The sequence below is a fragment of the Streptomyces sp. NPDC002773 genome (assembly GCF_040295605.1).
Lineage (GTDB): Bacteria > Actinomycetota > Actinomycetes > Streptomycetales > Streptomycetaceae > Streptomyces.
The window spans coordinates 68,168-83,144 of sequence record NZ_JBEOVO010000021.1; the positions used below are offsets into that span (position 1 = coordinate 68,168).

The following is a 14,977-nucleotide window of genomic DNA, read 5'->3' on the forward strand; positions in this document are numbered from 1 at the left end:
CGCCCCGGGCCGGGGGCCGGCGGCTCGACGGCATCGAAGAAGGCGGCCCTCCGTGTGCGGAGGGCCGCCTGGTGCGAGCCGTGGTGCGGTGTGGCTACGGCGCGATCTTCAGGAGCTTGTTCGCGGTGCCGGACGCGGGGTTCTTGATCGCGTCCGCCGTGGCGGCCCCGGTGAGCGCGGCGGCGGTGTCGGCGGGCGTCGCCGACGGGTTGGCCGCCAGGTGGAGGACGGCGGCGCCCGCCACGTGCGGCGCGGCCATCGACGTACCGGAGATCGTCTTCGTACCGGTGTCGCTGTCGTTCCAGGCCGAGGTGATCTCCGAGCCCGGGGCGTACAGGTCGACCACGGCGCCGAAGTTCGAGAACTCCGACTGCTGGTCGTCCTTGGTGCTGGACGCCACGGTCAGCGCCTCCGGCACCCGGGACGGCGAGCCCTGCCCGGCGTCGGAGGACTCGTTGCCCGCCGCCACCGCGAAGGTCACGCCGGAGGCGATGGCCCGCTTGACCGCCGCGTCGAGGGCCTCGTCGGCGCCGCCGCCGAGGCTCATGTTCGCCACCGAAGGCCCGGAGTGGTTCTGCGTCACCCAGTCGATGCCCGCGACGACCTGCTCGGTGGTGCCGGAGCCGTTGTCGTCGAGGACGCGGACGGCCACGATCTTGGACTTCTTGGCGACGCCGTGGGAGGTGCCGGCGATCGTGCCCGCCACGTGGGTGCCGTGGCCGTTGCCGTCGTCGGCGGTGTTGTCCTTGTCCACGGCGTCGAAGCCGTGGCTCGCCCGGCCGCCGAAGTCCTGGTGGGAGATCCGCACGCCGGTGTCGATGACGTACGCGGTGACGCCCTCGCCGCCGTTGTCGGGGTAGGCGTACTTCTGGTCACCGGCGGTGTCGGCCTGGTCGATCCGGTCCAGGCCCCAGGACGGGGGCTTCTCCTGCGTCTCGTTGATGCTGAAGCGCTTGTTCTGTACGACCGTCCCGACGGCGGGGTCGGCCGCCAGCCGCTTGGCCTCGTCGACGCTGAGGCCGGACGCGGAGAAGCCGTTGACCTCGGAGCCGTAGGAGCGTTCGAGTGTGCCGCCGTACTTCTTCGCGAGATCCGCCTTGTTCGCGGATGCGTCGAGGATGACGACGAAGCTGCCGGCCACGGCGCCCGGTGCGCCGAGTCCGTGCACGGTCCCCTCGGCCGGGGCGGCCGCCCCGGCGAGGTTGCCCGCGAACAGTGCCGCGGTGGCGGCGCCCGCCACACCTGTGGCTATGGCCGCGTTGCGAAGACCGTGGGATCGCTTGTGAGTTGCCATGAAAAGGGATCTCTCCTCGTGTTGACGTGTGGGGCGTCAAACGTTCGAGAGAACCCTGTGCGGGTTGGCAGGAGCAAATCAAGAGCGAACCTGGGGTACGGGCTTATTCAACAAGGTTTCTTAATGATCTCTCCGCATCGCCTCCACGGTCCACACGCGCTCTGGCGGACTCCTGCGTGAAACGGTCACGAATAATCGTTTGTGCATCGGGCCGCCCCTCAGCATCCTCGGCACCGTGAACACAGACACCGACGCGCCCGAGCGATGGAGCGGGGCAAGCGTCTACCCCGACATGTGGGCGGACCCCGACAAGGATCCCCGGCACAGTGAAGGCCCCAGTCCGGACGGCGAGTTGGCGACGTACCAGGACTTCCTGGGCGGCTACCGGCTGACCCTGCGGATGAAGTGCGAGGGCCTCGACCCGGAGCAGTTGGCCCGCCGGTCGGTGCCGCCGTCGACCATGTCCCTGCTCGGTCTTGTCCGCCACCTCGCCGAGGTGGAGCGGGACTGGCGCGGGTGGATCCCGCCGGGTGAACCGGAACCGAAGCTGTACGGCGACGCCGACGGCGACTTCGAAGGAGCCGTCGCGGAGCAGACGCTCGTCGACGGCGCGTTCGCCGATCTCGCGCGCGAACAGGCGGCGACCGACGCGGCCCTGCTGGCGTGCACGGACCTGGACGCCCGGGTCATCCAGGACGGCACCGCCGTCCGCGAGCTGTGGGTCCACCGCGTCGAGGAGTACGCCCGCCACTGCGGACACGCGGACCTGCTGCGCGAGTGCGTCGACGGCCGGGTCGGCCAGTAGCGGACCCGACGACAGGGGCAGGCCCCCGAAAGAGCCTGCCCCGCGCCGAACGGGCCTACTGGTGAGGTGTCTGCCTGGGCGACGGCGGGTCGCCGCCCTCCGCGCCCACGGCCTGCCCGAGCAGATGCAGCGGGCCCGCTGCGACCCCGGCCCCCTCCATGACCTCCCAATGGGCCGCTGCGAGCCGGCCGTCCACCAGCCCGTGCACCACGGGGAGTTCCGGATGCGCGGCGTGCAGCAGTGACTCGAGCCGGCACGAGGCGATCGTGCCGGGAAGCCACGACCTCGCCGCGTACCCCGCCGCTACGGCGGGCGGAAGCCCCTGCGCCGTCCGGCGCTCCACCGACCCGACGGACAGCAGGCCCCCGCCGACGATCAGGACGTCCCGCCGCTCCCGCATCCTCGCCAGGGCCCTCGTCACGTCGAAACAGTGCGGGAACGAGTCGTCGACGACGATCGCGCCCGGCCGGAGCCGCGCCACGTCGAGCACCGCACCGCCCCCGCTGACGGCCGTGACCAGCAGATCCGCCTCGTACACGGCGGCCGGCAGCGCCGCAGGACCGGACTCGTGGACCTCCACGTTCCGGGCCAGACCCCTGGCCATCAGGTCATCGGCCAGGCGCCGCAGCCGTGGCGCACTGCCCGCGACGTCGCACAGGAGCAGCCGGGCGGGCGGCTCGGCGGCCCGAGCGAGGAGCAGTTCGAGGGACGAGCCGCCGATGGAGCCGAGACCTGCCACCGCGACGACGAGCCCGCCGAGTTCCCGGCCCGTCCGCGCGAGCGCGGCGTGGACGGTCCTGACCACGGACACCACCGTCGCCGCGTGCCCGGTGGTGAGGGCGGTCGGCGCGTCCGTCTCGCGCAGTACGCCGAAGCCGTACGCCGTGAGGGACGGGATCATGCCCGCGAGGGAGACACAGCGAGCGCCGAGCGTCGCCGCGTGCTCGACGGCTCGGGCCGTGCGCCCGGCGAGGTCGGGCGTCGACGCGAGCTCGTCGGCGAACAGCGGCAGGCAGACGAACCCTGACCGCCCGAGCGGGGTGCTGATCTCCTCCATGAGCCGGGGACGCCCGCCGGGGAAGAGCAGCCCGCGCAGCTGTTCACGCGACGCCGCCTCCACCCCCGGCCCGCCGAGCGCGGCGAGCTGACCCGGCGGGGGGAGGTAGCCCACGAGAGCGGAGTCCAGCGCCGCGCCGAGAGCGGGCGACAGACCCGCAGCCGCAGCCGATGTCGTCGCCCGCGCCGGTGCCGACGTTGACGCCGACGCCGACACCCGCGCCGGTGTCGACGCCGACACCCGCGCCGGTGTCGACGCCGACACCCGCGCCGGTGTCGACGCCGACGCCGGAACCGTCTTCGCCAGGGCATCCACCGTCATCCCGCTCCGCAGCGCGCCGGTGAACGCGGCGAACTCCGTTTCGTCGGGGAAGGCGGCGACGGACGCCCGAAGCGTCACTCTCAGTTCCCCCGCACCGACCGGCCGCACCGCGAGGAACGTGTCCGTGCCCACCGGAGGGGGCGCGAGGACGGCGTCCCCGTCGTCCCACCGCAGGCTCAGCGTGTCGCCGCTCAGCGGGCCGAGGGACGAGAAGTCCAGAAACGTGAAGAAGAACTGAGCGGCGACTGGCAGCCCGCCGTCGCCGCTAGCGGCCCCCACCCCTTCCGTACGCGCGGCCTCGACCTCGTCCACGACCGCCCGCAGGTCCTCGGCGAACGTACGGCCCGCCCGTCGCGCACCGGGCGGCGGTCCCGGCCGGAGCGGGACGGCGGCGGCGTACGGACCGAACACCCGGTGGGCGTCGTGCCGTGCGTCGTCGCGGCCGGAGACGGCCAGACCGAGAATCAGGTCGTCCTGCCCGGTCGTGGCGGCCAGCGTCCGGTAGTACGCCGTGAGGACCGGCGCGAAGAGCGAACTCCCCGCGCCGATGGCGACCCGGCGGAGGGCTGCGACCTGGTCCGCGTCGAGGGTGAACCCCGCGGAACGGTACGGCGGTGCCGTGGCGACCTGGCCCGGAGCCCCGGCCCCGGCGTGGCCCCCGAGGACGGGGCGCCGATACGGTTCCTCCAGCCGGGCCCGGCCCGAGGCGCCGCACGCCGTGCGTGCCTGAAGGGCTGCCGCGTGGTCGCGGAACGTGCCGTGCAGCGGCGGGAGTTCGGCCGACTCACCCCGTACGACCCGGTCGTAGACGGAGAGCAGCTCCCGGCCGAGCAGCGCCACGCTGTAGCCGTCGCCGATCAGATGGTGGGCGTGGACGACGAGCATGTGTTCGGCGGGCCCGAGGGAGAGCAGCCGCAGGCGCAGCAGCGGCCACGCCCAGGGCTCGAAGCGGCGTGCCCGCTCCTCGGCGATCCGCGACGCCAGGAGGCCGGGTGCGGCAAGGGTCTCGAAGTCGACCGGGAGCCGAAGGGAGGGCGGAAGCTCCTGCTGGACCGGCGGACGAACACCGGCGGGGAACACGGTCCGCAGCATCGGATGCCGTACCACACAGGCGTCGACGGCCCGTTGGAACGCCTCGCGCCGCAGCGGCCCGTCGATCCGCAGACACGACAGCCATGCCGTGTCCGAGCCGGGAGCCATCGCCTCCGTGAGGAGGAAGCCGCGCTGGGAGGGAGTGAGCGGGAACGGGGCGGGGCCGTACGCGTCGCCACGGGGGAGCGTGCCCGGGGAGCCGAGGGGCTGCTCCACGTCCGTGGCGTCGATGGCGGCGGCGAGGGCGGCCAGGGTGCGGTGGGCGTACACGACCGTGGGCCGGGGCAGGGACGGTATCTCCTCGCGCAGCCGTGCGAAGACCTGGAGGACGAGCAGGGAGTCACCGCCGAGCTCGAAGAAGTCGTCCTCGCGCCGGACCTCCTCCCTGTCGAGCAGCTCGGACCAGACGCGGGCGAGCAGGACTTCGGTCGGCGTCGAGGGCGGCGTCGACAACGCCTTGCCGACGACAGGCACTTCGGACCCGGCGACGGGTCCAGGGCCGGACACCCCGAGCCGGGTACGGGCGATCTTCCCGGTCCCCGTCAGGGGCAGGTCGTCGACGACGTGGATCCGGCCCGGGAGCATGTACTCCGGCAGCGTCAGGGCCAGATGGGCGCGCAGAGCCGTCGGTTCCGGAGCCGGCAGGCCCGGTCGGCGCTCGACGAAGGCGTTCAGCCGCTCGTGCCGGTGGACCACGGCCGCGCGGGCGACCGCCGGATGCGTGAGCAGCACCGACTCGACCTCGCCAAGTTCCACCCGGTGCCCCCGGATCTTCACCTGATCGTCCAGCCGCCCGAGGAACTCCAGGACGCCGTCCCCGTCGCGCCGGACCCGGTCACCACTGCGGTACCAGCGGCGCCCGTCACGACCGACGAACGCGGCGGCCGTCAGAGCGGGTTCGCCCAGGTAGCCGGGTGTGAGCCCCACCCCGGCGATGAGCAGCTCGCCGGGCTCACCCGGTGCGCAGCGCCGCCCGTCCGCCGTCACCACGTCGACCTCCGTGCCGGTGAGGGGCCTGCCGATGGGCAGGACCCGCACGTCGCCGGCGGGACGGCTGTCGACGATGTGGAACGTGGCGTTGATCGTGGCCTCGGTGGGCCCGTACAGGTTCGCGATCCGCTGCCCGGGGCCGAACAGGTCGTACCAGCGGCGTACATGAGCGGGCGGGAGCGCCTCGCCGCCGACGTGGATCCACCGCAGGGCCGACAGGTCCGGCGGCGGACCACCGGCCCGCACCCGGGTCTCGGCGGCTTCGAGGAGCCGGGACCAGAGGCTCGGGACCGAGCTCCACACCGATATCCGGGCCTGCTCGACGCGGTCGAGCAGCGCCTCGGGATCCCGGAGCAGCTGCCTGGGCAGGGTGACCACCGTGGCCCCGACGAGGAGGGGCGCGAGGAGTTGGCGTACTGACGCGTCGAAGCAGACCGACGCCGTCTGCGCGAGACGGTCACCCGCGTCGTACGCGAACGTCTCCAACGCCCAGTCGAGATAGTTCGTCATCGAACGCCGGGTGATCGGCACCGCCTTGGGCCGCCCGGTGGAACCGGAGGTGAAGATCACGTACGCGAGGGAGTCGGGGCCGGAGTCGGGGCCGGGGGCCGTGAACTCCGCAGCGCCGGAGCCCGGTTCGGGCGAAGGATCGTCGACCATGACGAGCGGGACGCCCGCGATCGAGGCCAGCTCCACCGCCGACGTGCGGGTCTCCGCGTGGCAGACGAGGGTACGGGTACGGGACCGCTCCAGCTGGTCGGCCAGGCGCGCGGGCGGATGGGCCGCGTCGAGCGGAACCCAGCCCGCCCCGGCGCGCAGGATGCCCACCACTCCCGCCACGGTGTCGGCGCCCGGCGCGGTCAGGAGCCCCACCAGGTCACCGGGGGCGACCCCCTGGGCGCGCAGGCGCGCGGCGAGCGCACGGGAAACCCGGTCGAGTTCGGCGTAGGTCGTGACGCTGTCGCCCGTGTCGACGGCCACCGCGTCCGGCGTCGCGCGGAACTGGGCGCACAGCCGCGACACGATGTCCGGTCGGACACCCGACGGCGTCCGCACAAGGGCAGGCGTGGCGCGGGGGGCGAGGCCGCTCGCCGACACCCCTGCGGCCTCGGTGAGCCCGGCGGCCTCGGTCAGCTCTGCCAGGTGTTCGCGGGCCAGGCGGGCGATCGTGGTCCGTTCGAACAGCCGGGCCGGGAAGTTCCACGAGAAGGACAGCGCCCCGTCGGACTCCCAGCACAGCAGGCTCAGCCGGGTGGCGGCGGAGGCCGTCCCGGCCGAGACCGGGCGGACCTCCACCGGACAGTCGGGGTCGAGGGAGACCGGGAACCGCGCGAAACTGAACGACGCGGGCCCCGCCGTACGCGGCCCCGCCCCGTCCACGGGCATGAGCCGGGCGAGATCAGGACTCGTGAGGCGGCCGTGGCGCTCGCCCTCGGGCCACGCGTCGCGCAGCCGCGCCGCGAGCGCGTGCACCGAGTCGTCCGGGCTGACGTGTACGGGGATCGGCAGGGTGTCGGCCAGCGGTCCCACGAGCCGGTCGATACCGGGGAGCCGGGACTCGCGGCGGGCCCGTGCGACGTTGACGGACAGGTCCTCGCGGCCACCGCCCCACCGGGCCAGACAGCGCGCGTACGCCGCGAGCAACATGTGGAAAAGCGACACGCCGTGTGCCGCGGCCACCTCGCGCAGTGCGTCCGACAGTTCGGGCCCGGGTGTCACCTGGTGGGCGAGGAGCGGGGGAGCGGGGGCGCCCAGTGGATCCCCGTCGTAGGGCAGCGCGAGCGGCTCACCCCTCCGGGCGAGCACCTCACTCCAGTACGCCCGGTCTTCAGCGAGGGCGGCCTCCGACCGTTCCGCCCGCTCGTGCGCGACGTAGGAGGCGAAGTGCGAGGCGAGCGGAGGTAGTTCAGGCGACCGGCCGCGCGAGAGGGAGGTGTAGAGGGCCCACAGCTCCTCGCCGAGGACGTTCAGACTGAAGCCGTCGGCGGCGGCGTGATGCACCACGACGACGAGCCGTGCGGAGGCGGCGGAGGCATCGGCGTCGCTCGCGGTACGGACGAGCACCGCCCGGATCGGAGCTTCCGCGGTGAGATCGAACGGCCGGTTGCGCAGGGCTTCTTCGAGCCGCGCGAGCTCCTCCTCGACCGGGTACCCTCCCGGCAGCTCACGCACCTCGTACCAGTCGGGCATCGGCTCGTGGCCGGACGGTACGGCAGCCTGGACGGGCGCGGCCTCCCCGATCCCGGGGCGGATCCGGATGCGGAGCATGGCGTGCCGGTCCGCGAGCAGACCGAGCGCCCTGCCGAGCAGCTCGGCGTCGAGCGGTCCGCGGACGTCCTGTGTCACGTACCCGTAGGCGGCGACGTCCGGGTACAACTCACCCAGGGTGTGGAAGGCGAGCTGGACCGGCGTCAGAGGGAAGGGAAAGCCGTCGTCGGCCGCCCCAGCAGGCTGCACGTCCGGGCCGGGGCCCGGGGTCGGGGAGGGGGAAGGGGCTTCCTCCGATCCGAGCTGTCGGGCGAGCTCCCCGAGCGTCCGGTGTTCGAAGAACAGCGTGATCGGCAGGGAGCGGTCCAGCTCCGTCTCCAGCCGCTTGACGAGATCGACGGCCATGAGCGAGTCGAGCCCCAGGCCGAGCAGCGGTACGTCGTCCCCGAGGTCGTCCGGGGGCACCTGGAGCGCCTCGGACAGCAATGTCCGCAGGACGGCCGGCACGCTGCCCGCCTCTTCGGGGCGGCGCGCACGGTGGTCGACGCCCGCCGCTTGCGGCGCGTGCGCGGCGGCGGGCCGGACTGCTGATCCTGGGGACGGGCGTACGGCGACGGCGACGGGGTTACGGCGAGGAGCACCGCCCGACGTCAGGTCGGCGACCATCAGCTGGCCGGCCCCGCTGCCACAGGCGACCCGCAGCGCGTCGAGCGCGGCCCCGGTCTCCAGCGGCACGGGCCCTCGCGCGGCACCGGCACCGGCACCGGCGCCCGCTCCGGCGTCGGCACCCTCACCGGCGTCGGCACCAGCACCCACACCGGCGCCGAGGCCAGACGCACCGCCCGCGGCGAGCAGTCCCGTCCTGGCGAAGGCGGCGAAGTTCACGGCCAGCCACGGGCGGCCCGCCGCGCGCTCGGCGGCGGCGAAGGCGTCGAGGTACGCGTTGGCGGCGGCGTAGTCACCGATCGCCCCGGCGAGTCCCGGCAGCACCGAGGCGACCGACGAGAACGCCACGCACACGGCGGGGTGCAGCCCGTGCGCGAGGAGCCCGCGCGTGAGCAGGGCGGTGCCCCGCGTCTTGGCGGCCAGGACCTCGGCGACGTCGTCGGGCGACTTGGCCCGCAGCGTGCCGGGGCGCACCGTACCGGCCGCGTGGAACAGCACATCGAGGCGCGGCAGACCGGCGAGGAGCGCGTCGACGTCGGCCTCGCGGGACACGTCGGCGGCGCGGTACTCCGCGGTGGCACCGAGCGCACGGAGTTCGGAGAGCAGCCCGGTCGGCGCCGCCGCCGAGCGGCCGGTGAGGACCAGCGTCGGCCGCCCCCGCCGGGCGAGATCGAGGGCGAGCGCGCCACCGACCCCTCCGGCTCCTCCGGTGATCAGGTACACGCCGTCGACCGGCAGCGCCTCCCGCGCCCCCGACCCGTCGACGGCCGGTGCGGCGACCGGCTCGGTGGTGCGCCCCAGACGGCGCCCCGCCCGCCAGGCGACAGCGGGCGCAGGTCGGAACACGTCCCCGTCACCGCCTCCGTCACCGCCCCCTTCAGCACCCGGCGGTACGACCCGCGCCGACAGTTCGAGGTCGAGCGCGTCAAGCCGTACGGCGACGTCGTCGAACGAGCACAGGTCGACACTGTGGGCAGCGACCCCGGGCAACTCCTCGGGCAGCGCCAGGGCCAGCCCGGTCAGCACCGCCTGCGTGGGGCGGGGGCGCTCAGGGCCGGCACCGGTGACATGGACGTCCTCGGTGACGACGAGCACGCGGGGGCGGTGGAGCGCGAGCTGCGGCAGCAGGTCCTGAAGCGCGGTCACCATGCCACGGTGGGCCGCGTCCAGCGCCGCCGCCGAATCCGGCTCCACGGCCGGACCTGCGAGCAGCACGACGGCCTCGGGCGACCCGCCGGGCATGGGGTCCCCCGCCGTGAGGACGGTGACACCCCGCCCGGCGAGCCGCTCCGCGAAGGCGCGGGCGAACGGCGAGTCAGGGCCGGCCAGGAGGACGGTGCGCGGCCCGGGGCCCGGCGTCAGTGGGGAGTCGTCCCACCCGAATCGGTGCAGCAACGGCCGGGGCGCGGGGGCGGTGGCGGGCCAGTGGCGCCGCCGCTGGAAGGGATACGTCGGTACGGTGACCCGGGCCCGGCCGGCATCCATCGCCGTACGGTCCAGAGGCACGCCCCGTTCCCAGAGCCGGCCGACGTCCTCAAGCAGCCCGCGCGCGCCGTTCCGGTTCCCCGCGGTGAGCGCGAGCATCCGAGCCCCGCGCGGATGCGCCGCCGCGGCAGCGCGCACAGGGCCGCCGAGGGAGGAGGAGCCGAGCTCGACGAACGTGTCGTACCCCTCGCTCAGCAGCCGGTCCACGGTCGCGCCGAAGAGCACCGGGCGCCTTGCGTGGTCCTGTAGGTACGCCGGGTCGAGGACGGGTTGCCAGTCGGCCGTCACCGTACTGAGCAGAGGCGTCTCCGACGGCCGGAGCGTGAGGGCGCGCGCGGCGACGGCGAGCGGGCCGAGGGCCGGTTCCATCAGGGCGGAGTGGAAGGCCCGGGACACGCCGAGACGGCGTGCGGCGATCCCCCGGGCGGCGAGTTGGGCGAGAGCACCGTCCACGGCCGCCTCCGTCCCGGCCAGGACCACCTGGTCGGGACCGTTGACCGCGGCCACGCTCAGCGCGCCCCCGGCGTCGGCCACCAGAGGGGCGACCGTGTCCTCGCCGCAGCGCACCGCCGCCATGGCACCGGGCGCGCACAGCTCCGCCATCAGGCGACCGCGCTCGGCGGCGAACCGTACGGCGTCCGCGAGCGAAAGCGTCCCGGCGACGCACGCGGCGGTGATCTCACCGACACTGTGCCCGGCGACCGCGTCCGGGGTGATACCCCAGGCCCGGAGCTGGCGGGCGAGCGCGACGCCGTATGCGACGAGGAGCGGCTGCGCGACCTCGGTCCCGGCGAGCGCGCCTGACGGGACGTCGGCGTCGAGACACCACGCGGCGAGACTGCGCCCACCGATGAGCCCGACCTGCCCGGACGCCTCGTCGAGCGCCTCCCGGAACGCGGGAGCGTCCGCGTACAGGGCACGGGCCCGACCGAGCGACCGCACCCCCTGCCCGGGAAGAAGCAACACCATCCGCGCCCGCGACCGAACGGGCGCGGGACGGGGCGGCGAGCCGCCGGGACGGCCTTCGGCGCGGGGCGGGTGGGCGCCTGGCCGGGAGCCGTCGTGCAGGCCGGTTTCCATCAGCGCGGCATCGATCCGGTCGGCGAGGTCGCCGCCATCGCCGCCGCCGTCGGCTACGACGGCGAGACGATCCGGTCCCTCGTCCCTGGCCGCGGCGACGGTGGCGCAGACGTCGCCCTCGTCGAGGTGCGGGTGGTTCCGCAGGTGTTCCGCGAGCCCGGCCGCGGCGGCACGCAGCCCGTCCGCTCCGTGCGCCGACAGGGTGAGCAGCCGAGGGCCGCCCGACGCTGCCGCGACAGCGTCTCGCGGGGGCCGGGCGGGCGCCTCCTCCAGTACGGCATGGGCGTTGGTGCCGCCGAAGCCGAACGCGTTGACTCCCGCGGCGAGCGGACCGGCCTCCTCCCAGGCCCGTTCCTCGTCCAGCAGCGCGAAACCGGAACCGGCGAGGTCGAGCGCGGGCGCGGGGGTTACGGGGTGCGGGGACGGCGGCAGTCGGCGCCGGCCGAGGGCGAGCACCACCTTCACGAGGCTCGGCATGCCGGCGGCGTTGAGCAGGTGCCCGACGTTGGTCTTGACCGAGCCGAGCGATCGGGGCCGTCCGTCGGCGCGCGGCGGGAACGCGTACGCGAGCGAGCGCACCTCGACGGGGTCACCGACCGGCGTACCGGTGCCGTGCGCCTCGACGTAGGAGACGCTGCCGGGGTCGACACCGGCCTCGCGGTACGCCCGCGTGATGACCTCACGCTGTGTCAGGGGGTTGGGGGCCATCAGGCTCAGCGAGCGGCCGTCGTTGTTCACGGCGGTGCCGCGGAGTATCGCCAGGACCGGATCACCGGCCTCCTCCGCCTCGTCGAGACGCGTCAGGACGAGCGCCGCGCCGCCCTCTCCGGGGACGAAACCGTCGGCCGCCGCGCCGAACGCGTGACAGCGACCGGTCGGGGAGAGCGCCTGTGCCTTCTCCAGGAGCGCGTACCCGCCGGGCGTCAGGTTGAGGTGGACGCCGCCGACGACCGCGAGGTCGCACTCGCCGGCCTGGAGGCTGCGGCGCGCCAGATGCAGGGCGACCAGCGCCGACGAGCAGGCGGTGTCGACGGCGAGCGCGGGACCGGTCAGGTCGAGACAGTGGGCGACGCGGGCGGCGAGCATGTTGGGGAGGTTCCCGGTCAGCGCGGAGGCGGGCCATTCCCGCTCTCCGTAAGCCTGTTCGAGGATCCGCCGGTAGCCGCTGTCACCGGCGGCGACGAAGACACCCACCCGCCGCCCCCGCCGGCGCGGACCCGCGCACCCGGCCCGCTCCAGGGCCTCGTGGGCGAGCTCCAGGAGGATCCGGGCCTGGGGGTCGGTCGTCCGGGCCTCCTCGTCCCCGATGCCGAAGAACTCCGCGTCGAATCCGGCCGGGTCGTCGAGGAAGGCGCCCCACCGGCCGTCGCCGTCCGCAGGGTCCGCCCAGCGCCCCGGGGGAACGGCGGTGACGGCGTCGTAGCCCTCGGCGAGCCGGTCCCAGAACGCCTCCGGGGTGTCGGCACCGGGGAAACGGCAGGCCAGGGCGGACACGGCGACCACGGCCTCGGCGTCACCGGCGGCCGACTCCGCGGACGGACGCGACCCGCCCGAGAACGAGCCGCCAGTCGAGCCGCTGGACGAGCCCCCAACCGGCCCGCCGCTCGAACCGCCGGACGAACTGCCGGTCGAGCCCCCAGCCGGCCCGCTGGTCGAGCCCCCAGCCGGCCCGCTGGTCGAGCCCCCAGCCGGGCTGCCGGTCGAGCCGCCGCTCACCCCGCCCGCCGGCCCCACCGTCGCGAGCATCCCCGCGAGCGAAGCCACCGTGGCGTGGTCGCGTATGTCGGACGGGCGCAGCGGTACGCCGAACTCGTCCTCCAGGGCGGCGAGGACCTCCATGGCCTTGAGCGACGATCCCCCGAGCGCCCGGAAGTCGTCGTGGGGCCCGATCTCTTCGGCCGGCAACCCCAGGGCCCGGGCCCATACGCCGAGGACGACGCCTTCGACCTCGGACAGAGTCCGGGGCACGGCCCGCGACGGCAACCCGACCTGGCGACCGGCCTCCGTCACGACCCCAGCCCCCGACACCGCCCCGACCTTGCGCGCCGCCGCCCCCAGGCCCACCGACCCCGAACCCTCCGCCACCAGGCCCACCGACCCCGAACCCTCCGCCACCAGGCCCACCGACCCCGAACCCTCCGCCACCAGGCCCACTGCCCCAAGACCCACCGCCCCCGCGCCCACCGTCCCAGCCGCCCCCCGCCCCCCGATCTGCGGATACTCCCCGCGCTCGAAGCGATCGCGCAGCACCCCCCGCCGCAGCTTTCCGCTCGTCGTGCGCGGAAATGCCCGGGCCGGCAGCGCCAGGACCCGTACGTCGTCGTGACCGAGCGCCTCGCGGACCCGGCTGCCGACCTCCCGCAAGACGCCCGGAGGCACGGGCACGGCCGCCGACGCGGGCGCGAGGAAGACCACCACCCGTTCGCCGCCGTCCGCCGGATCGGTGGAGCCCACGACGGCGACCGGGCCCCGCCCGAGCCCCGGCGTGCTTGCGGCCACCTCCTCCAGGTCGGCGGCGTGGAACGTACGCCCGTCGACGAAGACGACGTCCTTCGACCGACCCGTCACGCAGAGCCGCCCCCCGCGCAGGAAACCGAGATCACCGGTGCGCAGCCAACCGTCGACGAACGCGCCCGCCGTGGCCTCCGGAGCACGGTGGTAGCCACGCGCCACCTGCGGCCCCCGGACCTCGATGTGGCCGACCCGGCGGTCGTCGACGGGCTCGCCCGCTTCGTCGGTGATCCGTACGGCGCACCCGGGCACGGGGCTGCCCACGTCCATCAGCTCCACAGCGTCAGGACCGGGCACGGTGTCCACCGCCCACCCGGCAGTGAGCGCGGCGCGGTCCAGGGCCAGCGGCCGTGCCACTTCCCCCGGCGGCGGGAAGGTGACGGCGAGCGTGGCCTCCGCGAGGCCGTACACGGGCTGCGGTGCGGCCGCCGCGAGCCCCGTCACCCGCATCCGCCGCACGAAGCTCCGCCACACGGCCGGCGAGATCGGCTCGGCGCCGACCAGGATCATCCGTACATGTGTCAGGTCGAGGCGCGCGAGCACGTCCTCGGGGACGCGCCGCTCGACGAGGGCAAGGGCGAAGTTGGCGGCGGAGAGCAACGTCGCCCGGTGCCGTTCCGCAGCTTCGAGCCACCGCGCGGGCCGCTTGGCGAAGGTGAGGGGTTCGAGCCGCACCTGCTTGATCCCCGCCGACAGCGGGACGAGATGGGTGCCGATCAGCCCCATGTCGTGGAAGTACGGCATCCAGGTGGCGAGCACGTCCCCGGAGGTGATGCCCGCCGCGGCGCGGATCTGCGCCAGATTGGCGAGGACGGCGGCGTGGGTCAGCTCGACCCCCTTGGGCGTTCCCGTGCTGCCCGAGGAGAACTGAAGGAACGCCACGTCGCCGGGTGCGCGTTCCGGCAGCCGTGGCGGAGCGGGGTGCTCCCGCAGCGCGTCGAGCGTGAGAGAGCGTACGGAGGAGGGCAGGGAGTCGGAGAGGGCGTCGAGCAGCGGCGCGGTGGACTCGCCGACGGCCACCGGCGGCCGGCCGAGGAACTCCCAGACGGGCAGGACCCGTCGTACGTCCGGGGCGAGCGGAACCGGTACGAGACCGGCGGCGACGGCGCCCCAGAACAGCGGCAGGAACTCCTCGCTCCGTTCGGCGGGCAGCACCACATGGCTCCCCGGCGCGAGCCCCGCCTCCAGGAACCCACCGGCGACGCGCAGGGCGTCGGCGAGCAGCGCGCCGTGCGTGACGGCCCGTTCGCCGCCGTCCCCGCGCACATGGACGATCACCTGGCCGGGCGCGGTCTCGGCCGCACCGGCCAGCACGTCCAGCAACACCGTCTCGCCGTTTCCCCGCATCAACGTCAACGCCCCCGTGCATCCACCGGGCGGCGTGCCCTCTCACCGTCCGCGCGAGAGCGACCGCCCCCGGTCCGGTCTGTTCCGCCCGTAATGATGACCGACCTTCATCCCGGGAGCG

The 14,977-nt window shown here is 74.6% G+C and carries 3 protein-coding genes; 1 reads left to right on the forward strand and 2 read right to left on the reverse strand.

Annotation, left to right across the window (positions count from 1 at the left end):
* Positions 1–94: 94 nt before the first annotated feature.
* Positions 95–1,294, reverse strand: coding sequence for a S8 family peptidase (locus ABT034_RS23850; RefSeq protein ID WP_351218396.1), 1,200 nt, complete (start codon positions 1,292–1,294; stop codon positions 95–97).
* 292 nt (positions 1,295–1,586) lie between these two features.
* Here ABT034_RS23850 and ABT034_RS23855 point away from each other — a divergent pair, with 292 nt between their 5' ends.
* Positions 1,587–2,099, forward strand: a complete 513-nt coding sequence (locus ABT034_RS23855) for a DinB family protein (RefSeq protein ID WP_502973040.1) — start codon at positions 1,587–1,589, stop codon at positions 2,097–2,099.
* 55 nt (positions 2,100–2,154) lie between these two features.
* On the opposite strand, the gene ABT034_RS23860 is transcribed toward ABT034_RS23855, so the two are convergent.
* Complete coding sequence (locus ABT034_RS23860; protein ID WP_351218489.1) at positions 2,155–14,856, reverse strand: non-ribosomal peptide synthetase/type I polyketide synthase; 12,702 nt, start codon at positions 14,854–14,856, stop codon at positions 2,155–2,157.
* Positions 14,857–14,977: the final 121 nt, after the last annotated feature.

Coding starts and splice junctions, on each gene's coding strand:
- ABT034_RS23850 (WP_351218396.1), bottom strand. CDS start 1,294: ATGGCAACTCACAAGCGATCCCACGGTCTTCGCAACGCGGCCATAGCC.
- ABT034_RS23855 (WP_502973040.1), top strand. CDS start 1,587: ATGTGGGCGGACCCCGACAAGGATCCCCGGCACAGTGAAGGCCCCAGT.
- ABT034_RS23860 (WP_351218489.1), bottom strand. CDS start 14,856: ATGCGGGGAAACGGCGAGACGGTGTTGCTGGACGTGCTGGCCGGTGCG.